The following is a 21,711-nucleotide window of genomic DNA, read 5'->3' as shown; positions in this document are numbered from 1 at the left end:
GCTGTGCGTGCAAGAGTTGATATCTTCCGGCATTGGGAAACGACTGGCAGCGCGAAAGCTGATAGCGGCGTCGAGCCGGGATCGCGCCAGTTTCGAAGGGAGCGCGGTCGAGGACCTGGTCGTCTACCTCGAGGCGAAGGAACATCGCCCGGCGACGCTGCAGAATGCCTTTCCCCTGATCGCCGTGGCCTTCTCCGACGAGGGCGAGGCGGATCTGCGGGAGCAAATGGACCTGCTCGGGGCGCTCGGGACCGTGCCTGCGGTTCCCGTCCAACGGCTCGATCCGGCAACGCGGTCGGACAGCTTCGCGCTGCTGCAGGCGCTGACCGAGGGCGGCGTCGGCCGGCTCGCGCGATACAGCGCCTCGATCACCTCGGAGCTCGCGATCCTGCGGCGCGAACGCGAAACGCTCCTGGAAAACTACCGGTCGCTCGAGGATGCGTTCCAGGCCCGAAACTGGGAGCCGGTTTCCGAGGTGTTCGCCCACGACCCCTATTCGGACCCGAAGGACGAGGGGATCGGGCCGCTGCTTGCCAATGCCTTCGTCGAGCAGCTGCTGCCGGTGTCCAGCCTCGGCGTGGCCGGGTTTGCGCTTCACCTGCATGCGGTGCCGAAGGCGAGCGGCGAGCTCGTCGTCGCCTTGAGCTATCTCGAAAGCGGCGAGGGCGTCGCGGAGTGGACCGTGCCTTACGCGCAACTGGTCCCGAACTGGAACTTCTTCTCGCTGCCGCGGGCCTGCGGCGGGGCGGCGCGGACGCTGCGGTTGCGGATCTCCGCGACCGGGCCCGAAACCGTGGGGCTGTCGCTCGGCCATCCGATCGCCGGCGAGCGGTACGCGGCGCGCGCGGAGGTCCCGCATCCCGATCTCGACCTGCGCCCGCTGGCGTTCCGGGTGTTCACGGGACTGCCGGGCGTCAAGCCCGCCAGCGCGCCCAACATGATCGCCCCCAGCAATCTGCTCGAAGGCCAGTTCACGGTCGACTACCGGCTGGCGGTCGACACGTTGAGCCAGATCGCCGACGTCTCGGTGACGCCGATCGTGCCGGAGTTTCAGACGGTGCGCTTCCTGGAGCACGAGCATGCCATCGTCTGCCATCCGCTGCCGAGCGGCATCTCCGCCGGAGCGATCAGCCGGGCGGTCGAACCCGGAACGATATCCTTCTCGGCCAGCGCCATCATCGATCATCCGCAGGGAGCGCCCGCGGCGGTCAGCTTTCTGCTCGCACCGGCGAATTCCAACGCGCGATCGGAGGTGGCCGAGCTTGCCCGCAAGGGCGCGGCCAAGCCGTCCGCATACTTCAGCGGCTGGCGCGAGGTCAGTTCCAAGCAGCCGATCAACATCAACATCCAGCTGGAGGAGCCGGTGCGCGGTCCGATGGATCTGATGATCCTCAGCCGCGCGGTCGCGGACTCCGTCGATTTCTCCTGGCTGAAGGTGTCGGGGTTCAGGCTGGTCAAGCAATCGACGGAGGCGGCCGATGTCCGGTAGCAAGGAACTCCCCGACCTGATTGCCGTGGCCATGCCCCTCTACGGCCATGCGGCCCTTGCGCTGGAAGCGATCGAGTCGGTGCTCGCGTCGAACCTCCGCAGCTGCCGGGTGGTCATGGTCATCTCGGTCGACGGCGATCCGCGACACGAGACGTTCGACCAGTTGCTGCTCTATGCGGCGGCCCATCCTTCGGTGCACGTCGTGTTCGGCGAGAACGCCGGACCGGGCGGGGCCCGCAATCGCGCGATCGAATTCATCCTGGAGAATTTCCCCGAGGCGCGCGCCGTCTATTTCCTCGATGCCGACAACCGCATCCTGCCCGGCACGATCGAGACGCTCTACGCCCAGCTCCGCGCCAGCGGCTGCGGCTGGGTCTACACGAACATCGACACGTTTTCGGTCAGCTGGCGCGCCCACTACGGCAACCGCTATTCGCGCCTGGTCCACTGCATCACCGACAACATCTGCGATACCGGCTCGATGATCTCGATCGACGTCTTCCAGGCGGGGGTCCGTTTCAACGACGACCGGCAGAACGGCTTCGAGGACTGGGAGTTCTGGCTGTCCTGCATCGAGAACGGCTTCGTCGGCACGCCCTGCCACGACACCGTCTTCGAATACCGGCTGCGGGCGGAGAGCCGCTTCAAGGAGGCCAACCGCGACCGCGCCACCTCGGTGAGCTTCCTGCGCAAGCGCCACAGGTCGCTGTTCCAGCGTCCGATGCTCGTGGATTTCGAGCACGAGGAATGCCCGCGCTACATGTTCGCGCGGACGGAAGATGCGGCGATCTCGTTCTTCACCGATCCCACCAAGCCGCCGACGATGCTGCGTCTCGACGACATCATCCCGGCGTTCTGGGCCAATATCGGCGAACCCGACAACGTGCATTTCCCGCCTTTCCTGGTGGCCGGAAGCGGTGCCGCGCTCGACCTGCTGCGGCGCTCGCGCATGCTGCCGAACGTGCTTTCGCACCTGGAGCGGCTCAGCGAGAACAGCAACGTCGTCTTCGTCCAGCTCGCCAACGACGCCGCCCAGCGCAAGATCGAGCCGATCGACCACGGGGCGGGGGGGCAGAACATCGGCCCCGCCGATCTCGTCTTCCTTCCGACCCGGCTCGTCCAGGACGTCATTCACAACAATGCGCTCGACTGGTTCGCGTCGATCGGCAGCCAGCAGGTGTGGCCGACCTCGACCGTGCTGAAGGTGCGCTTTCCCTTCCCGCGGACCCTGCCGCGCCGCTCCCTGATCACGCCCCAGCAGGTGATGGTCAATTGCGTCAACGCGATCGCCTCGAGCTCGCTGCGCCACACGGCCGGGCGGCGCTGGACCTGGCGGCCGGCGCGGCTGGTGCCCTACACCGAGCTGCACAAGGCGTTGCGCAGGGAAGTCGGCGGCTCGCCGGTGCTGCCGCTGGGCCACAACGAGGGCAAGCGGACCGTGGCGCTGCTCGTGCCGAACGCCTCGTTCGGCGGTGCCGAGAAGGTCGTCTATGCCGCGGCGCGCGAGCTGAAGGCGGCCGGCCACGAGACCCACCTCTTCGTTCTCGGCACGTCGCGGATGGATGTGATCGACGAATTCGACGCCAGCTTCGACTACATCCACTTCTGGGATGCCGGGATACCGGCCTGGGGCGGCTCGGGATCCTTCCTCGGGCAGGACTTCATCGCAGAGGAGCATCCGGTCGACTGGGCCGCGCTGAAGGGTCAGCTTTCCGGCTTCGACCTGGTCATCAACAACCACGTGATGGCCGTGCACCCGCTCATCGCCCGGCTTCGCGCCGAGGGCACGCGCACCGCCTGCTATCTCCACGTCGTCGACAACACGGCCTTCAAGCGGCCCGCCGGCCAGCCCTTCGCGGCCATCGCCCACGAGCATTGCTACGACGCCTTCCTGACCTGCTCGGAGCAGCTCAAGATCTATCTGCACAGCTACGGCGTTCCGCACGAGAAGGTCTTTGCCGTGGCGAACGGCGCGAGTTTCTCGGTGCCGCCCAAGACGCTGGCGGAGGTCCTGGCGGTCCGCAGGATCGAGCGCAAGGACGACCGGCTGCGGCTCCTCTACATGGGGCGGCTCGACCAGCAAAAGGGCATCGACCGGCTGGCGGCAGCGCTGGCGGACCTGCGCGCATCTCACGTGCCCTTCGACGCCCGGGCGATCGGCGGGGAGATCCTGGCCGATTCCAGCGTCTCCTGGAGCGACCGGCTGAAGGATCTCGACGTCGACGTGCGGCCGCCCGTCTTCGCCAGCAAGGACCTGATCAAGGCGCTCGGCTGGGCCGACGTCCTCGTCATGCCGTCGCGCTGGGAGGGCGCGCCGCTGATGATCGCCGAGGCGCAGCAGCTCGGCTGCGTCCCCATCGCCACGGCGGTCGGTGCCGTCGACGAGCTGATTTCCGACGGCGAGGACGGCATCCTCATCAATGCGGCTTCCGATCCCCAGGTGGTGCGGGAGATGGCGCGGATCATCGAGGAGGTCGCGCACGGCCGCGACCGGCTCGCCCCGCTCATGGAAGGCTGCATCAGGACCGCCGCCCGACGCTCATGGTCATCCTCCTTCGCGGAGTTCCTGTCGTGGTGCGATGGATCCGTGAAGAATTCATCGCTGTCCCGAGCCGCGGTCTTTCGCGAGCAGTCGACAGCCAAACCCGGGGTCGCGGCGTTGGGCTGAATGCCCCGCCGGAGTTAATCAGAAAGGTCCAGCCCAATGCGTCCAAGAATTCTCGTGACGGGTATTCCTGGTCACTACACGCGCCTTGCAAACGGTGCCCACGGATTGTCGGTCTCCTATGCGGAGCGCCAGAAGCAACCCGAGACCAAAGACGATTTCCTGCAGGAAATGCGCAACATCAGCAACACCGGCAACTACCTGATCGGCGAGGGCGCGCTTCGTGCGCTCGCCCCGCATGCCAAGCAGGTTCCCTTCTGGCACCTCTACAACCTGAGCAAGGCCAGCGGCGGGCTGCAGGAGTTCAACGCCAATTTCGACATCTGCGTCTTCACCTGCGCGAACCTCCTGCGCAAGGGGCTCTCCGCTGACGCGGAAGCGGAGGTGCTGAGCCAGCTCAACATGCCGATCGTGATGTTGGGCATCGGCCTGCAAAGCCGGAAGGACCTGGAAAACAACCTTCCGGAAGGCACCAAGCGGCTGCTCTCGATCCTGAAGGAGCGCGAGCACTACTTCCTGACGCGCGGCTACGAGACGGCGGGCTTCCTGAAGGATCAGGGGTTCTCGTTCGTGCGTCCGACCGGTTGCCCCTCCGTCTATTTCATGCCGGACAACATGCGCCGCTCGATGAAGAAACTGACGAGCGTCAATATCGGCAAGGCGCGGACGATCTTCTCCGGCTATCTCGGCGGCAATCAGGATGCGATCCTCGATGCGAACGCGCTGGCCCCGCAGGATACGGTGCCGCAATACGTGGTGCAGGACGAGTTCCTCCATTTCGACATGAAGGTCGAGCCCAACGGCGAGAACCGCGTCTACGATTCCGCCTCGGGGCTGATGATCGGCGAGGTCGCCTATCCGGGCACGGAGCGCGAGAAGCAGCGCTTCGAGGTTCGCACCTTCTTCGATACCAACCAGTGGCGCGCCTGGGCCTCGTCGATGGACTTCAACCTCGGCCGCCGGTTCCACGGCTCGATCATCGCCATGCAGGCGGCGGTTCCGAGCCTGATGGTGGCGGTGGATGACCGCATGCGCGAAATGCTGGGCTTCACCGGCCTTCCCGCCGTCGACATCAACGAGATCGACAAGGCCGAAGACCGTGCCCAGTTCGTCGTCGATCATCTGGCAAAGCTGAACACGAGCGAACTCGTCGACCGGTATTCCGACCGCGAGAACGCCTTCCGCGTCACGCTGCGCGAAATCGGCATTGGCCTCTAGCGGCCGCAAGGCCATCTCTTTTCGGTACAGAGGACTGTTATGCGTATCTTGCTTACGGGAATTCCATCCTATCTGCAGCGGACGATTGCGGACGTCTCCGGGACGACCGTCATCCATCGGCCGTACTTCGACCAGACCAGGACCAGGAAGGATCTGATCTCCCAGGTCAGACGGATCGCCAACACCGGCAACTACCTGATCGGCGAGGGCGCGGCCGAAAGCCTGCGCGGTCATGACGTCACCTACCTGCCGTTCTGGCATCTCGCCAACAACCGCGACAAGAACGAGCTCTACGAGCGCGTCAACCGCGAATTCGACCTGTGCGTGTTCGCCTCCGCCAATCTCCTGCGGCCGGGCTATTCCGCCGACCTGGAAGCGGACATCTTCGCCAAGCTGAAGATGCCGATCGTGGTGATGGGCATCGGCATCCAGCGCAAGGAGGGCCTGAAGGAACTGCTGCCGGCCGGCACGCTGAAGTTCCTCGAGGTGCTGCGGGGCAAGGAGAGCTTCTTCCTCACCCGCGGCTATTTCACGGCCGAGTTCCTCAAGGAACAGGGCATGAAGTTCGTGAAGCCGACCGGCTGCCCCTCGCTCTACTTCGCCCCCAACGAGATGCGGCGCTCGCTTGCAAGCCTCGCCAATCCGGAGCTGGCACAGGCCCAGAAGATCGCGTTCGGCGGCTATCTCGGCAGCGTCGCCGACACGATCGTCGACGCGCACGCGCTGCTGAAGCCCGACAGCGTCGCATCCTACGTCGTCCAGGACGAGGTGGTGGCCTACAACCTGTCCGTGACCGGCGACGACAACCAGGTCGTCTACGACCCGGCGAGCGGGCGCATCACCGGGGCGACCGAGTACAAGCACGCGGAGAAATGGCAGCGCAAGCACGAGCTGCTGGTCTATTTCGATACGAACCAGTGGCGAGGCGCCATGTCGGCGCGCGACCTCTGCTTCGGCCGGCGCTTCCACGGCTGCATCATCGGCATGCAGGCCGGCACGCCGGCGCTGATGATCGCCGTCGACGACCGCATGCGGGAGATGCTGGAGTTCATCGGCTTCCCCTATATCGAGGCGGCGACCTGGAACCGGGAGGCCGACAAGCGCGGGTATCTTGCGAATTTCCTCGGCCAGATCGATTCACAGGCCGTGATCGACCGCTATTCCGCCTGCGAAGTCAATTTCCGCAATGCTCTCGGGCAGATCGGTCTCTAGGCGCAAGAGCGGCCGGGCGAGGGCGCGCGGGCTCCTGTCCTGCGCGCTCGTGGTCCTTTGCGCCCTTTGCCAGGCGCCGGCCGCCGCGGGCGAGGCGCCGCAGGGTCGCATCGGGATCAACCGCGTCAACCTGGCCTGGCTCGCGCGCCAGGATCAGGCGCGTGTGCTGGCGGCGATCGCGGCGAGCGGGGCCACGCATGTCCGGCTGTCGTTGTCGCGGCCGGTGGACAGGAGCATCGAAGCGCTCGAGATCGCCGACCGCCTGGGCCTACGCATCCTTCTCGAGATCCAGCTGGGGAACAAGGACTACTACCCCGAAGACGTCCGTCCCCGAAGCGGCTTCGGTCGCATCTGGGACGTCTACCGGCTATCGGATCTCGACCTCGACCGTTACCGCGCGGGCCTGCGGGCCGCTCTCCGGGCCATCGACGACAGGAAGATCAAGCTCGATGCCGTCGAGCCGGGCAACGAGATCAACTACAGCGCCTACAACGGCGATCTCCTCGTCTACCGCACGCCGGGCCGACGAACGCCGCGCGGCGTCGCCGAGGTCGCGGATCGGGAGGCGTTCGCGCGGGGGCTCGATGCCTATGTCGATGCCGTCAGGATCACCCGCGAGGCATTGCGGGCCACGGTGCACAGCCGGGACGCGGCCGTCGTCTCGGCGGGACTGTCCGATATCGGCACCGGCGAGGCCGACCAGCGCGGCATGGAGCGGCTCGATCCGGACGAGGTCATTGCGCTGCTGCGCGCACGCGGGATCGACCAATTCATCGACGGCTACGGCATCCACCTCTATCCCGGGCGCAAGAGCGAGCCCGCGCTCCGCCTTGCGGTGACGGACCTCCTCGATTTCTGCCAGCCGGCCGGCGCGGGCAAGCCGTGCTGGGTGACCGAATGGGGCATCGCCAACACGGCACGCTCGTGCCCGATCGACGAGCGGGACCGGGAGCGGGCGATCCATGCGGTACGAAGCACGTTCCAGGCGTTGATCACGGAGCGACGGCTGGCCGCCGCCTTCTACTACGACTGGGATACGCAACCGTCCTACAGCGTCTGGCGCTGCGGCAGGCTCAGCCCGGCCGGCGTGGCGGCGATCGCACCGGATGTCGCCGGAGCGCCGGCGCGATGACGGCGAAGGGCCTGGAAACACTGAACGGAGAGGCCGCATGAAGGGGATCATTCTGGCGGGCGGCAGCGGCACGCGGCTCTATCCCGTGACGATTTCGGTTTCGAAACAGCTGCTGCCCGTCCACGACAAGCCGATGATCTACTATCCGCTCGGCACCCTGATGCTGGCCGGCATCCGTGACATCCTGGTGATCACGCTGCCGCGGGACCGGCCGCTGTTCGAGGGCCTGCTCGGTGACGGGAGCGCGCTCGGCCTTTCGCTTTCCTATGCCGAGCAGCCGCAACCGAACGGGTTGGCGGAGGCGTTCGTCATCGGCCGCGACTTCGTCGGGAACAGCCCGGTCGCCCTGATCCTCGGCGACAACATCTTCTACGGCGCCGGACTGGCCGAGATCTGCCGCGACGCGGCCGCGCCGAAGGCCGGCGCCACGATCTTCGCCTACCACGTGGACGACGCGCGCCGCTACGGCGTGGTCAGCTTCAATTCCGCCACCGGCAAGGCCGAGGCGATCGAGGAGAAGCCTGCCGAGCCGCGATCGAACTGGGCGGTCACCGGCCTCTATTTCTACGACAACGACGTCCTCGACATCGCCGCCTCGGTCCGGCCCTCGGGGCGGGGCGAACTGGAGATCACCGATGTCAACCGCGCCTATCTCGACCGCGGCGACCTCTACGTGCGCCGGCTGGGCCGTGGCTACGCATGGCTCGACACCGGCACGCATGAGAGCCTGCACGATGCGGCCTCCTTCGTCCGGACGATCGAGTACCGCCAGGGCGTGAAGATCATGTGCCCGGAAGAGATCGCGTTCGAACTCGGCTATCTTTCGGCCGACCAGGTGCTCGCGCGCGCGGCGCTGTTGGGGCAGACCGACTATGCCGTCTATCTTCGCCGCCGCATCCGGGAGCTCGCCGATGCCTGAGATACGTCCCCTTGGCCTTGACGGCGTTCTCGAACTGACGCCGCTTCGGTTCGAAGACGAGCGCGGCTTCTTCTGCGAGACCTACAACGCGGCGGCCCTTGCCGCGCGCGGCATCGATACCGCCTTCGTGCAGGACAATCATTCCCGCTCCGCCGCGGCCGGCACCTTGCGCGGCCTGCACTATCAATTGCCGCCGCGGGCACAGGTGAAGCTCGTCAGGGTCGTCCGCGGGCGGGTGTTCGATGTCGTGGTCGATATCCGCCGGGGCTCGCCCACGTTTGCGAAATGGCTCGGCATCGAGCTTTCCGCCGCGGCCGGCAACCAGATCCTCGTGCCGGCCGGCTTCGCGCACGGCTTCCTGACGCTGGAGCCGGACACCGAGGTCCTGTACAAGGTGAGCGATTTCTATTCGCCCGATCACGACCGGGCGCTGCGCTTCGACGACCCCGATATCGGCATAGACTGGCCCGCCGGGTTCACCCGCCTGCGGATGTCGGCCAAGGACCGGGATGCGCCCTACCTGGCGAACGCAACGGTGTTCGAGGCGGCGGCATGAGGGGGACGGGCACGCGCATTCTGGTTACGGGCGGCGCAGGCTTCATCGGCTCGGCCGTCTGCCGGCATCTGGTGGCGGGCGGCGCGGAACGCGTCGTCAATGTCGACAAGCTGACCTATGCGGGCAATCTCGCTTCCCTGCGGACGATCGAAAATGAGGCGAGCTACGTCCACTATCGCGCCGATATCGGCGACGAGCGGCGCATGCTCGAGATCCTGCGCGCCGAGAGGATCGAGGCGGTGATGCACCTTGCCGCCGAAAGCCATGTCGACCGGTCGATCGAGGGGCCGGACGTCTTCATTAAGACGAACATCGTCGGCACGGTTCGCCTGCTCAACGCCGCACTCGCCTACTGGAGCGAACTTGCGGCGGATGCGCGCGAGCGCTTCCGGTTCCATCACGTCTCCACCGACGAGGTCTTCGGCGATCTTTTCTTCGAGGAGAGCGCGTTCACCGAAGCGACGGCCTATGCCCCGTCTTCTCCTTACGCGGCGTCGAAGGCCGCTTCGGATCACCTCGTGCGCGCATGGGCGCGCACCTACGGGCTGCCCGCGGTGATCTCCAACTGCTCCAACAACTTCGGCCCGTATCACTTTCCCGAAAAGCTGATCCCGCTCACGATCATCAACGCCATCGAGGAGAAACCCCTGCCGGTCTACGGAACGGGAGCGAATGTTCGCGACTGGCTGCATGTGGAGGACCATGCGCGCGCGCTGGAAAAGGTGGTGCGGCATGGCCGGCCGGGTGAGAGCTACGCCGTCGGCGCCCGTGCCGAACGCAGCAATCTCGCCGTGGTCGAGGGCATCTGCGATCGCCTCGATGCCCGGCGGCCGCGCGGCCAGGGCAAGAGCTACCGCGACCTCATCACGTTCGTCGCCGACCGGCCCGGGCATGACCGCCGCTATGCCATCGACCCCGCCAAGATCGAGCGCGAGCTCGGGTGGACGCCGCAGTGGGGGTTCGACGACGGGCTGAGCATGACCGTGGACTGGTACCTGGCCAATCGCTGGTGGTGGGAGCCGATCCGCGACGGGCGCTACGCCGGCATGCGGCTCGGCGAACGCCGGCGGCGCTCGGCGTGAGGATCGCCGTCACCGGAACCCGCGGCCAGGTGGCGCTGGCGCTGATGGAGCGGGCGCGGACGCTGCCCGAGGTCGAGGTGGTCGCGCTCGGGCGCCCCGATCTCGATCTGGCGCGGCCGGAGACCATCTGGCCGGCGCTGGCATCGTCGCGCCCCGACCTCGTCGTATCGGCCGCCGCCTATACGGCCGTCGACCGGGCCGAGGACGAACCGGAACTGGCCCACAGCATCAACGGCACCGGCGCCGGGGCCGTCGCCACGGCGGCCGCCCGGCTGGGGGCGCCGGTCATCCATCTGTCGACCGACTACGTCTTCGACGGGAAAAGCCAGGGCGCCTATCAGGAGACGGACGCGCCGGCGCCGCTGAACGTCTATGGCCTTTCCAAGCGCGCGGGCGAAATGGCCGTGGCCGCGGCCACGACCCGCCACCTCATCCTGCGGACGAGCTGGGTGTACAGCCCGTTCGGGACGAATTTCGCAAAGACGATGCTGCGACTGGCGCGCGAGCGGACGGAAATCGCGGTGGTTTCGGACCAGCGGGGCCATCCGTCGTCGGCGCTCGACCTTGCCGATGGCATTCTGCGCGCCGCCTTGGCGCTGGATGACGGCGTGGCATACGGGATCTATCACCTCGCCGGAACCGGCACGGCCTCATGGGCCGATTTCGCCCGCCAGGTGTTTTCCGCAAGCCGGGCGCTCGGAGGGCCATGGGCGGAGGTGCGCGACATCGCCGCCGCCGACTATGCCGCGCCGGCGCCTCGCCCGTCGAACACGCAGCTGTGCTGCGCCAAATTCGGCTCGGCCTTCGGCTGGACCATGCCGCATTGGCGGCAGTCGGTCGACGCGGTCGTCAGCCGGATTCTCGGTGAGGCCGGGGGCGGGCACCGGCCCGCCGGGGATATCGTGGACGGGCAGGTGCCCGTCGGATCATGAAAACAGTTCGCGGAACAGCGGCGGGCCGGCCTCCTCTTCCGCAAGGGCGGCGCGGTTGGCGGCTTCGCGGAGCGCCTGGAAGTCGGCGCGGTCCTCGACCCGGGTGCCGCCGAGCCGCACCGACACCGATATCTGACGCTCCTGGCCGGCGGCAAAGGTGGTTTCGCTGATGCGCGCGCGGATTCGTTCGCAGATGTCCTGGGTGTTCTCCGTCGTCGCGTCCGGCAGGTAGATGCCGAGTTCGTCGGAGGCGAGGCGGGCGACGAGATCGCCGTAGCGCACGGATGACTGCACGATCCGGACGAGCGACTGAAGCAGCGTGTCTGCCCATTGCGGACCATAGCGGCGACCGATTTCATCGAGGTTGCCGACCCTGAGGACGAGCATGATGCCGTCGGTGCTCTCTCCATCGTGCACGCGCCTGCGGTCCATCGCATGCTCGACCGAGGTCGCGAACGCATTGGCGCTCAGCGTCCCCGTGACGGGATCATGGCTGAGCGCATGCCGAAGCTGCGCCTGGACTTCCCGCAGCGCCTCGTTGCGCCGGCCGATCGTCAGCAGCAGCGGAAATGCAACGGCGGCGGATACGAGCGCCGCGACCGCCCATTCCAGCCAGAACGGATGCTCCGGAAAAACCAGGCTCACCAGGCCAGCGGCGGCGCCCGCCGCGGCAGCGCAGGCGAGGGCGCCAAGCGCTGCGATCCTGAGGTGGGGGACGATCGCGGATTGGTGGGGTCGGGATTGAACGGGCATCGGTGGACGGCGCTGATCCGGTGGTCGTTGATGGATTCGCCCAGACTATCAGGTGGTTCGATCCGATGGAATCGCAGCAACCGAAATCTATCGTCGCACCGGCCTTCCAGACGTGCAGAGCGCTGATGCGGGCCGGGCCATGCGACCGGCCCTCCGGCCGGACCGGCCGCAGGCGCGCAACTGCCTTGACGACAAGGTTATGACGTATTATGAGTGACGAAATAAGAAATTCGTCACTCATAATGCGGAGCTGGACGGGGCATGACCGAAATCGTCGACAGTCTCGCGGACACCACCAGGCGGGAGAACGTCACCCGCATCCTGGATGCGGCCGAGCGCCTGTTCAGGCACTACGGCTACGCGAAGACGAACGTCGCCGACATTGCCCGCGAGCTCGGCATGTCGCCCGCCAACATCTACCGCTTCTTCGCCTCGAAGACCGAGATCCACCAGGCGCTCTGCGCGCGGATGCTCGATGGCGTCCATGCCATGGCGCTGGAGATTTTCCGTTCGAAGGCCAGTGCGGTCGACCGCCTCCGCCGCTACGGCCAGGCGCAGTATCGGCTGACCGTCGAGACGATGCTGGACCAGGAGAAGGTCCACGAGATGGTGGTGGTCGCGATGGAACGGGACTGGCACGTCATCGACAAGCATATCGACCGGTTGAACGCCCTGCTGGCCGACGTCATCCGCGAGGGCATCGCGGCCGGGGAGTTTCCGGAGCAGGACGCCGACGTTGCGGCCCGATGCTTCGGCGCGGCGACGGTGACGCTCTGCCATCCGCAGATGGTGGCCCAGTGTCTCGCGAAGGAAAATCGCGCGACACCCGACGAACTGATCGATTTCGCGATCAGGGCGCTGAAGACATGAATGCGGCGGCCCGGCCGCCATCCGACACACAGAGCTATCGATCAGGAGCGCGAGCGATGTTTTCGCCGAAGGCTACACGCATGTCCATTTCGCTGCCAACCATCGCCATGATGACGGCTCTCGGCCTCGTGCTGTCCGGCTGCTCGGAGGAAAAGGTCGAGACGAAGGAGATCGTCCGGCCCGTCAAGGTCGTCGCGGTCGCCGATGCCGGAGAGGCCCGCACGCTCGACTATTCCGGCTCGGTCAAGGCCCGCACCGAGATGAACCTCGGCTTCCGCGTGGCCGGCAAGATCACCGAGCGGCACGTCAACATCGGCGACCGGGTGGAACCCGGCGACCTCCTGGCCCGCATCGATCCGACGGACTACCAGCTCGCCGTGAAATCGGCCGCGGCCAGCCTCGTCGCTGCCGAGAAGCAGGTCGAGACGGCCAGGCTCGCCAAGACCCGCGCCGAGGGGCTCTTCGCCAAGAACGTCACCTCCAAGTCCCAGCTCGAAGAGGCAACGCTCGCCTACGACCAGGCGGTCTCGACGCGCGACGCCGCCATCGCCTCGCTCGACCAGGCGAAGAACCAGGTGCGCTACACGGACCTGACGTCCGACCAGACCGGCATCGTGACCGCCGTCAACGCCGATATCGGCCAGGTGATCGGCTCGGGCACGCCGGTGGTGTCGGTCGCCGTCGATGGCGAGAAGGAGGCCGAGATCGCCGTACCGGAGATGGACATCGCCAGGTTCAGGCCGGGCCAGACGGTCAAGGCGCGGTTCTGGTCCGATGAGGGCCTCGTGCTGGACGGCCGGGTTCGAGAAGTCGCAGGCAGCGCCGACCGGCTGTCTCGGACATTTGCCGTGCGCGTCAGCCTGCCGAACGACCCGCGCGTCCTTCTCGGCATGACGGCGACGATCGAGACGGCCGGCGAAAGCGAGCGGAGCGCCGTCTCCATTCCGCTGGCCGCGCTCGCGGAGAGAGACGGCCGGACGATCGTCTGGGTCGTCGAGCGCGGCAGCGACACGGTGCGCTCGCGCGAGATCACCGTCGGCGATTTCGGCGCCGATGGCGTCAACGTCACGCAGGGCCTGAAGCCCGGCGATCTCGTGGTCGCCGCCGGCACGCAGTTCATGAGCGAGAACCTGAAGGTGAAGGTGCCGGCCGGCGAAGCGCTGTCCGCCCAGGCGGAAGCCGACCAACTCGTTCGCTGACCCCCTCGACAGAACGGAATGATGCCATGAGCGCCTCGACCTCCGACCGCAAGCCGTTCAACCTCTCGCGCTGGGCGATCGGCCATCCGAGCATTGCCCGCTTCCTCTTCGGCCTGATCATCGTCACCGGCGTGCTGGGACTGATGCGCATGGGCCAGAAGGAGGACCCGGACTTCACCTTCCGCATCATGGTGGTCCAGGCGGTCTGGCCCGGCGCCTCTATCGAGGAGATGCAGGACCAGGTGGTCAACAAGATCGAGCGCAAGCTGCAGGAAACGCCGCATCTCGACTGGGTGAAGTCCTATACGCGCGCCGGCAGCGCCATCATCACCCTCCAGGTGGAGGGGGACACCGACGCCGAGGACGTCGCCGACGCCTTCTATCAGGTGCGCAAGAAGGTGGGCGACATTGCCGGCGAGCTGCCCGAGGGCGTGCTCGGGCCCTATTTCAACGACGAATTCGGGGACACCTACATCACGCTGCATTCCATCAGCGGCGACGGCTACAGCTACCCGGAACTGAAGACATTCGCGATCCAGGCGCGCGACATGCTGCTGACGACACCCGGCGTGGAGAAGGCTGTCATCATCGGCGACCAGCCGGAGAAGATCTATGTGGACGTCTCGTCGAAGGCGCTGGCCGAGCGCGGGCTGACGATCACCGACCTGCAGAACGCCATCAAGGGCCAGAACAACGTCGATCCGGCCGGCAGCGTCGATACCGGCACGCGGTCGGTCCGCATTTCCGTCGAAGGCGGCGTCGACCGGGCGGCCGACATCCGCGAGCTGCGGCTGCGTGCCGGAAGCCAGGTCATCCGGCTGGGCGACATCGCCACCGTCACCTCCGGCCTGGAGGATCCCTACCAGCGCAAGTACCGCTTCAACGGTCACGACAGCGTCCAGGTCGGCGTCGTCATGGCCAAGGGCTTCAAGGTGACCGACGTCGGCAAGGCGGTGGAGGAGACCTACGCCCGTTTCGAGAGCGCCTTGCCCTATGGGGTCGCTGTCGAACAGATCTCCAACCAGCCCGAGGTGGTCACCGAGGCCATCGGCGAATTCATGAAGGCGCTCGGCGAGGCCCTCATCATCGTGCTCGTCGTCTCGTTCCTGTCGATCGGCTGGCGCTCGGGCCTGGTGATCGCGATCGCCATTCCGCTGGTGCTCGCCGCGACCTTCGCGATCATGTACGAGCTCGGCATCGACCTGCAGCGCATCTCGCTCGGCGCGCTGATCATCGCGCTCGGCCTGCTCGTCGACGACGCGATGATCGTCGTCGAGATGATGGAGCGCAAGCTCGAGGAGGGGCTGGAGAAGGTCGAGGCGGCGAGCTTCGCCTATTCCTCGACCGCGTTTCCGATGCTGACCGGGACGCTGATCACCACCGCCGGCTTCATTCCGGTCGGCTTTGCGGAATCGACCGCCGGCGAATATGTCCGCTCGCTGTTCTATGTGGTCGGCATCGCGCTCGTCGTCTCGTGGTTCGTCGCCGTGTACTTCACCCCGTGGCTCGGCCACATGATCCTGAAGCAGCGCGCGCATGCGGGCGAGCATCACGACGTCTTCGACACGCGCTTCTACAAGCGGCTGCGGGCGACGGTCGGCTGGGCCGTGCGCCATCGCATCGCCGTGCTTCTCTTGACGCTCGCCACCTTTGCGACCAGTCTCTGGGCCTTCCAGTTCATTCCGCAGAACTTCTTCCCGCAGTCGTCGCGGCCGGAGATCCTCGTCGACCTGTGGCTGCCCGAGGGCACCAGCATCAAGGAGGTCGAAAACCAGGCGAAGGCCCTGGAGGCGCGGATGATGGACGACCCGGACAAGCGCTTCATCGCCACCTATATCGGCGAGGGCGCGCCGCGCTTCTTCCTGCCGCTCGACCAGCAGCTGCGCAATCCGAACTTCGCCCAGCTCCTGATCATGGCCAATGACGAACCGGCGCGCGAGCGGCTGATCGTCAAGCTCAGGACCATGCTTGCGCAGGACTTCCCCTCGATCCGCTCCAAGGTCGACCGCCTGTTCCTCGGACCGCCGACCGGCTGGCCGGTGCAGCTGCGCGTGGTCGGGCCGGACCGCCAGGAGGTCCGCCGCATCGCCGACGCGGTGAAGGCGAAATTCGAGGAGAATCCCCTGCTCGGCGCCGTCCATGACGACTGGCTGGAGCCCGTGCCGGCGATGAAGCTGGTAATCGACCAGGACCGCGCCCGCGCGCTCGGCGTCACCTCGCAGCGGATCCGGCAGATGCTGCAGGCGACCATGTCCGGCGTGCCGCTCGACGATTTCCGCGACGGCGAGGAGACTGTCTCCATCGTCGCCCGCGAGCCCGACGCCAACCGCCACCTGCTGTCGGCCGTCAATTCGATCTACGTGCCGACCGATTTCGGTGGCTTCGTCCCGGTCTCGCAGGTCGCCAAGGTGGTCCCGGTCCTGGAACAGGGCATCGAATGGCGGCGCGACCGCCTGCCGACGATCACCGTTCGCGCCACCCTGCCGGACGGCGTCCAGTCGAACGACGTGACGATGAAGCTCTATGACGAGCTCAAGGGGCTGCGCGACGGCCTGGCACCGGGCTACAAGGTCGAGATCCAGGGCGGCGCCGAGGACTCGGCCGAGAGCCAGGCCTCGATCGCCGCCAAGGCGCCGATCATGCTGCTCGTCATCGTCCTGTTGCTGATGGTGCAGCTGCAGCACTTCGGCAAGGCGATGCTGGTGCTGGCCACCGGCCCGCTCGGCATCATCGGTGCCGCGACGGCACTGCTGATCAGCGGCGCGCCCTTCGGCTTCGTGGCGATCCTCGGCGTCATCGCGCTTCTCGGCATCATCATCCGCAACTCGATCATCCTCGTCGACCAGATCGACCAGGACATTGCCGCCGGCATGGAGCGTTCCGAGGCGATCGTCGGAGCAGCGGTGCGCCGCTTCCGCCCGATCATGCTGACGGCGATGGTGGCCGTGCTGGCGTTGATCCCGATCTCGCGCGGCGTCTTCTGGGGACCGCTCGCCTACGCCATGATGGGCGGCATCCTGGTCGCCACGGTCCTGACCATCCTCGTGCTGCCGGCCGCCTATGCGCTGTTCTTCGGCAGGGAGAAGACGGTCCCCGAGGCCGATGCGCCGCCTGCGGAGAGCACAGGCGACGACGAGGGCCGCCCGGTTCCCGCTCCGCTGCCGATCGCGGCCGAGTAGCGAACTGCGCCGGCTGCGACGACGCGCCGGGCTGGGGCTTCCGACCTGGCGGGTCGGCGGAGAGACGGAGCGCCGTCGCGTCGAGCCCGAACGCGGCAGAAGAACGGCGGAGGCGGGTAGGGACGGAGGCAAAAGCACTGTAAGATCATGAAAGATCGTTACGGTGTTCCATGGACCGACTTGATGCCATGCGCGTGTTGCTCGCTGTGGTCGACGCCGGCAGTATCACTGCCGGGAGCCGGAAGCTGAACGCGCCTCTGCCGAGCGTCAGCCGCAAGGTCGCCGATCTCGAACGCCACCTCGGGGCCCGCCTGCTCGTCCGGACCAGCCGCAACCTGCAACTGACCGAAGCCGGACGCGAATATGTGGAGGCCGCCCGCAGGATCGTGGCCGATCTCGAAGAGGCCGAGCGACGGGCCTCCGGCGAGTACGAGGCGCCGCGGGGAAATCTGACGGTGACGATGCCCGTCGAGTTCGGCAACCGGTATGTCCTGCCGATCGCGCTCGGCTTCCTGGAGGAGCACCCCGAGATTTCGTTGAACCTCGTCTCGCTCGACCGGTCGGTGCATCTGATCAACGAACAGGTCGACGTGGCCATCCGGCTGGCCGAGCTGGCCGACAGTTCCCTCTATGCGGTGAAGGCCGGAGAGTTCCGCCTCCTCACCTGCGCCAGCCCCGCCTATCTGGCGCGGCGGGGCGTGCCGAACCATCCCTGCGACCTGCCGGCTCACGACGGCATCATGTTCAACAACCGGCCGTTCTTCTGGACGTTCGAGGTCGACGGCGAACCGCTCGAGGCCTATCCGCAGACACGCCTCGAGGTCAACACGGCGGCAAACTGCGTTGCGGCTGCCCTGGAGGGGTGTGGCATCGCGCGGCTCTTCGACTACCAGATCCCCGAGCACCTTGCGTCCGGGGCGCTCGTCCCGATCCTGCCGGAACATGGCGGGCCGGCGCGGCCCATCCACATCGTCTATTCCCGGCAAGGGCTGCTGGCGGTGAAGGTCCGCTCCTTCATCGACTGGACGCTGCCGCGCCTGCGGGAGGTTTGCGGACAATACCGCTCGGCTGCCCTGTCGGACGGCCTGCGGTCATCGGGCTGACGCGCGCACGGCCGCGACCGTCCCGGCCGGGTCCTGGAGGTGAGGATAGTGGCCCACCCCCGGCAGGACATCCAGGGACGCACCGATCCTGCCGGCGAACTCCTCGCCCATCTTCTTCGAGATATAGAGATCCTCTTCGCCCCAGATCACCGTCACGGGTGTCTTCAGCCGGTCGAGGTTCGCCTCGAGCAGGTTCTGATCCCGCGTGAAGTGGGAATAGTAGTGATAGAAGGCGTCGGCGGCCGTCATCGCGCCGTCGCCCCAGCCGGTTTCCATGTCCTGCCGGACGTCCGCCGGAAGATCGAACTGTCGCTCCTTCGGCAGGCCGCGGCGATAGGCATTCGCCAGGATTTCGGCGCTCGTCCTGTTCATGTGGGCGCGGGTCTGCGATGCGAAAGGTTCGCTCTTCAGGTTCTGCAGGCTCTCGTACATGTATGCCGGCCGGTCGAAGGGGGCGAAATCGCCGACGACGATGGTCCGTGCGATATCCGGCTCCTCGATCGCGAGCAGCAGGGCCGGCAGCGCGCCGATGTCCGTCGCATAGATCGTCAGCGTCGAGCGTTCGATGCCGGCCCTGGCGATATAGGCCTTCAGGACGGCGGCGAAGGCCTGCGGCGCATAGGAGAACGTGCCGGCTGCGGGTCGCGACGACTGGCCGAAGCCCGGCCAGTCGAACGCATGGACCTCGTAGGTGTCGCCGAGCGCGGCGGCGATGTCCTTCCAGACATAGAGCGTCTCCGGGAAGCCGTGCAGGAACAGGACCGTTCCCTTCGGAGCCGCCGCGTGCACGACCATCCTGCGCAGCGTGATGTCGCCGTCGATCTTCAGGTAGTCGATCTCGGGAGCGCCCGCGATCGCCTGGGGTGCCGCCCAGGTCACGGCACTCCACACCGCCGCGGCGGCAAGCCGTTTTCCGGTTGAGCCCGTCGACATGTCATTCCTCCTTCGTTGGAAAGCTGTTGCCGGGCTTCATGATCGGGCGCTGAAGCGGCGCCGACCAGCACCGGAATCCGAGAAGCACCCTCTCGAATTCGCCAAGTACCGGCCGGGAAGGTCACCCCCTAGATTGTCGGCATCGCAGGGCGGAGCGTTGGCTTCCGCCTGAAACAGCAGACGGCAGGTGCTTGCCGTCGACGGAAAGGGTAAGATCGACATGAACGCCATCACACCGAACCACGAAACCGCCGCCCGGCCCGCAGACCTGCGCGCGGTCATCGGTCACGCCGTCGTCGGCACCAACGACCTGGAAGCCGCATCACGCTTCTACGACCGGGTCTTTGCCGTATTCGGCATCGGGCGCGTGCTCGTCCAGCCGGGGCGGGCCATCTATTACGGCCACCGGGTTCCGGAATTCGGCATTACCAGGCCCTTCGACGGCCAGCCCGCCGCCATCGGCAACGGCAACATGGTCGCCCTCGAGGCACGCTCCCGTGCGCAGGTCGATGAGATCCACGCAACCGCACTCGCTGCCGGAGGGGCGGACGAGGGCGCGCCGGGTCCGCGCGGGGACAATGGTCCCTATTGCGCCTATTTCCGCGATCCGGAAGGCAACAAGGTTCTCGTTTTCCGTCACGGCCCGGATGCGGCGTGAGCTGACAGGCAAAGCGAGGAGGCGCCGGGCATCTGCCGGTGCCTCCTTCATCCTAGGGAGAGTTCGATGAAGACCCCGATGATCAAGATCACAGCGTTCGCGCTCCTGGCGTTTCCGCTGCAGGCGGTGCAGGCACAACAACCCGATATCCAGCGCACGGAGCTCGTCAGGAGCGATGTCAGCGGTTCCTCGAAGGAAGTCGTCCAAGTGCGGGTGGACCTAGGGCCGGAGGCGTTCGCGGCAAACCATAGACACCCCGGCGAAGAGGTCGCCTTCGTCCTCGAAGGTAGCCTGGAATACACGCTCGAGGGCCGCGCGCCGGTGACCCTCACGGCGGGGCAGTCGCTCTTCATTCCGTCGGGGACGCCGCACTCGGCACGGAACGTCGGCGAAGGCAGGGCCTCGGAGCTCGCGACCTACATCGTCGAGAAGGGCGCCGCGCTCGTCGAGCCGGTTGAATAAACGAACCACGGAAGACAAGCCATGACCGACCATCCGTCGACCGGAAGAACGGACATTTCCCGGCGCGCGCTGCTCTTCGGCGGCGCGGCGATCGGGCTCCTGCAGGCCATGCCTGCCATCGATGCGGCCGTGGCGAAAGGCGCCGATGCGGCCGCTGCCACCGGCGAGGTCCGCCGCTTTTTCGCCGCGGTGCCCGAAGAGGCCCTGGTCGATCTCAGGCAACGGCTCATGGCGACCCGGTGGCCGGACGGGGAGACGGTGAGCGATCGATCGCAGGGCGTCCAGTCTACCAGGCTGAAGGCGCTGGTGGACTACTGGCAGTCCGGCTACGACTGGCGGAGGGCGGAGCGGAAGCTGAACGCATTCCCGCAGTTCGTGACCAAGATCGATGGGCTGGACATTCACTTCATTCACGTGCGTTCGCCGCACGACGGCGCCCTGCCGCTGGTCATGACGCATGGCTGGCCGGGCTCGGTCTTCGAACTGCTGGACGTCATCGGGCCGCTGACCGACCCGACCCGACACGGTGGTCAGGCGGAGGATGCCTTTCATCTCGTGATCCCGTCGATCCCCGGCTTCGGCTTCTCGCAGAAGCCCGACAGCACCGGCTGGAATCCGCAGCGCATCGCTGCGGCGTGGGACAGGCTGATGAAACGCCTCGGTTACGACCGCTATGTGTCGCAAGGCGGCGACTGGGGCGCGATCATCAGCGACGCCCTGGGGCGGCAGGCGCCGGACGGGCTGCTCGGCATCCATGTGAACCGGATCGAACGCGCCACCACCTTCCCGCCCGAGGCGGCGCGGGCGCTCAGGGAGGGCGCGCCGGCGCCCGCCGGCTTTACGGAGCAGGAGAGGGAGGTCTATTCCGAGGTCCGTGACTTCGTCGCCAATGGCTTCGGCTATGCGGCCATCATGAACACGCGCCCGGAGACGCTCGGCTTCGGCCTCGCGGATTCTCCGGTCGGCCTGGCCGCCTGGCTCTACGACAAGATCGCCGACTGGGTCTATACGCGCGGCGATCCGGAGAGGGCACTGGGCAGGGACGCCATCCTCGACAACATCACGCTCTACTGGCTGACAAATGCCGGCCCGTCGAGCGGTCGCATCTACTGGGAAAACGCCTCCTCGGGCGCCAAGCCGGCACCCGTCCGGGTTCCGGCCGCCGTCACCGTCTTCCCGGGCGAAGTCTACAAGCCGCCAAGAACCTGGCTGTCCGGGGCCTATCCCAAGCTCATCTACTACAACCGCGCCGCACGGGGCGGGCACTTCGCAGCCTGGGAGGAGCCCGAGGTCTTCAGCCAGGAGGTGCGGTCGGCCTTCAGGACCTTGCGGTCCTGAAGCCGGGGGCC

18 protein-coding genes are annotated in these 21,711 nt (G+C 66.8%); 16 read left to right on the top strand and 2 right to left on the bottom strand.

The window, feature by feature from the left end:
* Nucleotides 1–7 precede the first annotated feature (7 nt).
* From P0086_RS22695 to rfbD, 9 genes are read left to right on the top strand one after another with little or no spacing between them, the layout of a single operon-like run.
* Nucleotides 8–1,489: a DUF6212 domain-containing protein gene (locus P0086_RS22695; RefSeq protein ID WP_275790289.1), complete on the top strand. Its 1,482-nt coding sequence runs from the start codon at nt 8–10 to the stop codon at nt 1,487–1,489.
* A complete protein-coding gene (locus P0086_RS22690) occupies nt 1,479–4,157 on the top strand; it encodes a glycosyltransferase (protein WP_275790189.1) in 2,679 nt (892 codons plus the stop codon). The genes P0086_RS22695 and P0086_RS22690 overlap by 11 nt, the downstream gene beginning before the upstream one ends.
* A 36-nt stretch (nt 4,158–4,193) precedes the next feature.
* Nucleotides 4,194–5,372 (top strand): polysaccharide pyruvyl transferase family protein, encoded by a 1,179-nt coding sequence (locus tag P0086_RS22685; RefSeq protein ID WP_275790186.1) that lies wholly within the window; start codon nt 4,194–4,196, stop codon nt 5,370–5,372.
* 39 nt (nt 5,373–5,411) lie between these two features.
* The gene (locus tag P0086_RS22680; RefSeq protein WP_148150978.1) at nt 5,412–6,584 is read left to right on the top strand and encodes a polysaccharide pyruvyl transferase family protein; all 1,173 of its coding nucleotides are present in this window, start codon (nt 5,412–5,414) and stop codon (nt 6,582–6,584) included.
* Nucleotides 6,559–7,716 (top strand): glycoside hydrolase, encoded by a 1,158-nt coding sequence (locus P0086_RS22675; RefSeq protein ID WP_275790183.1) that lies wholly within the window; start codon nt 6,559–6,561, stop codon nt 7,714–7,716. The genes P0086_RS22680 and P0086_RS22675 overlap by 26 nt, the downstream gene beginning before the upstream one ends.
* A gap of 37 nt (nt 7,717–7,753) precedes the next feature.
* Nucleotides 7,754–8,635: a glucose-1-phosphate thymidylyltransferase RfbA gene (gene rfbA / locus P0086_RS22670; RefSeq protein WP_112604650.1), complete on the top strand. Its 882-nt coding sequence runs from the start codon at nt 7,754–7,756 to the stop codon at nt 8,633–8,635.
* Nucleotides 8,628–9,191, top strand: a complete 564-nt coding sequence (rfbC, locus tag P0086_RS22665; RefSeq protein ID WP_275790180.1) for a dTDP-4-dehydrorhamnose 3,5-epimerase — start codon at nt 8,628–8,630, stop codon at nt 9,189–9,191. The genes rfbA and rfbC overlap by 8 nt, the downstream gene beginning before the upstream one ends.
* Entirely contained in the window at nt 9,188–10,273 is a 1,086-nt protein-coding gene (gene rfbB, locus P0086_RS22660; protein ID WP_275790177.1) for a dTDP-glucose 4,6-dehydratase, read from the top strand. Before rfbC ends, rfbB begins: the two co-directional genes overlap by 4 nt.
* On the top strand, nt 10,270–11,205 hold the full coding sequence (rfbD, locus tag P0086_RS22655; protein ID WP_275790175.1) for a dTDP-4-dehydrorhamnose reductase: 936 nt from the start codon (nt 10,270–10,272) through the stop codon (nt 11,203–11,205). Before rfbB ends, rfbD begins: the two co-directional genes overlap by 4 nt.
* Here rfbD and P0086_RS22650 read toward each other — a convergent pair.
* Nucleotides 11,200–11,850: a GGDEF domain-containing protein gene (locus tag P0086_RS22650; protein ID WP_275790173.1), complete on the bottom strand. Its 651-nt coding sequence runs from the start codon at nt 11,848–11,850 to the stop codon at nt 11,200–11,202. The genes rfbD and P0086_RS22650 overlap by 6 nt on opposite strands.
* A 369-nt stretch (nt 11,851–12,219) precedes the next feature.
* Between P0086_RS22650 and P0086_RS22645 the strand changes: the two genes are divergently transcribed.
* The 4 genes from P0086_RS22645 to P0086_RS22630 all read left to right on the top strand — a co-directional run bounded on the left by P0086_RS22645 (nt 12,220) and on the right by P0086_RS22630 (nt 18,309).
* Nucleotides 12,220–12,828 carry a TetR family transcriptional regulator gene (locus tag P0086_RS22645; RefSeq protein WP_112604635.1) on the top strand — a complete coding sequence of 203 codons (609 nt, stop codon included), beginning with the start codon at nt 12,220–12,222 and terminating at the stop codon, nt 12,826–12,828.
* A 56-nt stretch (nt 12,829–12,884) separates the two neighbouring features.
* Nucleotides 12,885–14,027, top strand: coding sequence for an efflux RND transporter periplasmic adaptor subunit (locus P0086_RS22640; RefSeq protein WP_275790170.1), 1,143 nt, complete (start codon nt 12,885–12,887; stop codon nt 14,025–14,027).
* Nucleotides 14,028–14,053: 26 nt separating this feature from the next.
* Nucleotides 14,054–17,206 carry an efflux RND transporter permease subunit gene (locus P0086_RS22635; protein ID WP_275790167.1) on the top strand — a complete coding sequence of 1,051 codons (3,153 nt, stop codon included), beginning with the start codon at nt 14,054–14,056 and terminating at the stop codon, nt 17,204–17,206.
* Nucleotides 17,207–17,376: 170 nt separating this feature from the next.
* Nucleotides 17,377–18,309, top strand: coding sequence for a LysR family transcriptional regulator (locus P0086_RS22630; protein WP_275790165.1), 933 nt, complete (start codon nt 17,377–17,379; stop codon nt 18,307–18,309).
* Here P0086_RS22630 and P0086_RS22625 read toward each other — a convergent pair.
* The gene (locus tag P0086_RS22625) at nt 18,298–19,242 is read right to left on the bottom strand and encodes an alpha/beta hydrolase (RefSeq protein WP_275790162.1); all 945 of its coding nucleotides are present in this window, start codon (nt 19,240–19,242) and stop codon (nt 18,298–18,300) included. The genes P0086_RS22630 and P0086_RS22625 overlap by 12 nt on opposite strands.
* 220 nt (nt 19,243–19,462) lie before the next feature.
* On the opposite strand from P0086_RS22625, the gene P0086_RS22620 reads away from it, so the two are divergent.
* The 3 genes from P0086_RS22620 to P0086_RS22610 all read left to right on the top strand — a co-directional run bounded on the left by P0086_RS22620 (nt 19,463) and on the right by P0086_RS22610 (nt 21,700).
* The gene (locus P0086_RS22620; protein WP_112598304.1) at nt 19,463–19,900 is read left to right on the top strand and encodes a VOC family protein; all 438 of its coding nucleotides are present in this window, start codon (nt 19,463–19,465) and stop codon (nt 19,898–19,900) included.
* Nucleotides 19,901–19,966: 66 nt separating this feature from the next.
* Entirely contained in the window at nt 19,967–20,362 is a 396-nt protein-coding gene (locus tag P0086_RS22615; RefSeq protein WP_275790158.1) for a cupin domain-containing protein, read from the top strand.
* Nucleotides 20,363–20,383: 21 nt separating this feature from the next.
* Nucleotides 20,384–21,700, top strand: coding sequence for an epoxide hydrolase family protein (locus P0086_RS22610; RefSeq protein ID WP_275790155.1), 1,317 nt, complete (start codon nt 20,384–20,386; stop codon nt 21,698–21,700).
* Nucleotides 21,701–21,711 lie beyond the last annotated feature (11 nt).

This window comes from Mycoplana sp. MJR14, from assembly GCF_029210525.1.
GTDB lineage: Bacteria > Pseudomonadota > Alphaproteobacteria > Rhizobiales > Rhizobiaceae > Mycoplana.
The sequence above is the reverse complement of the archived record's forward strand: the minus strand, read 5'-3'. Positions and strand labels throughout refer to the sequence as shown.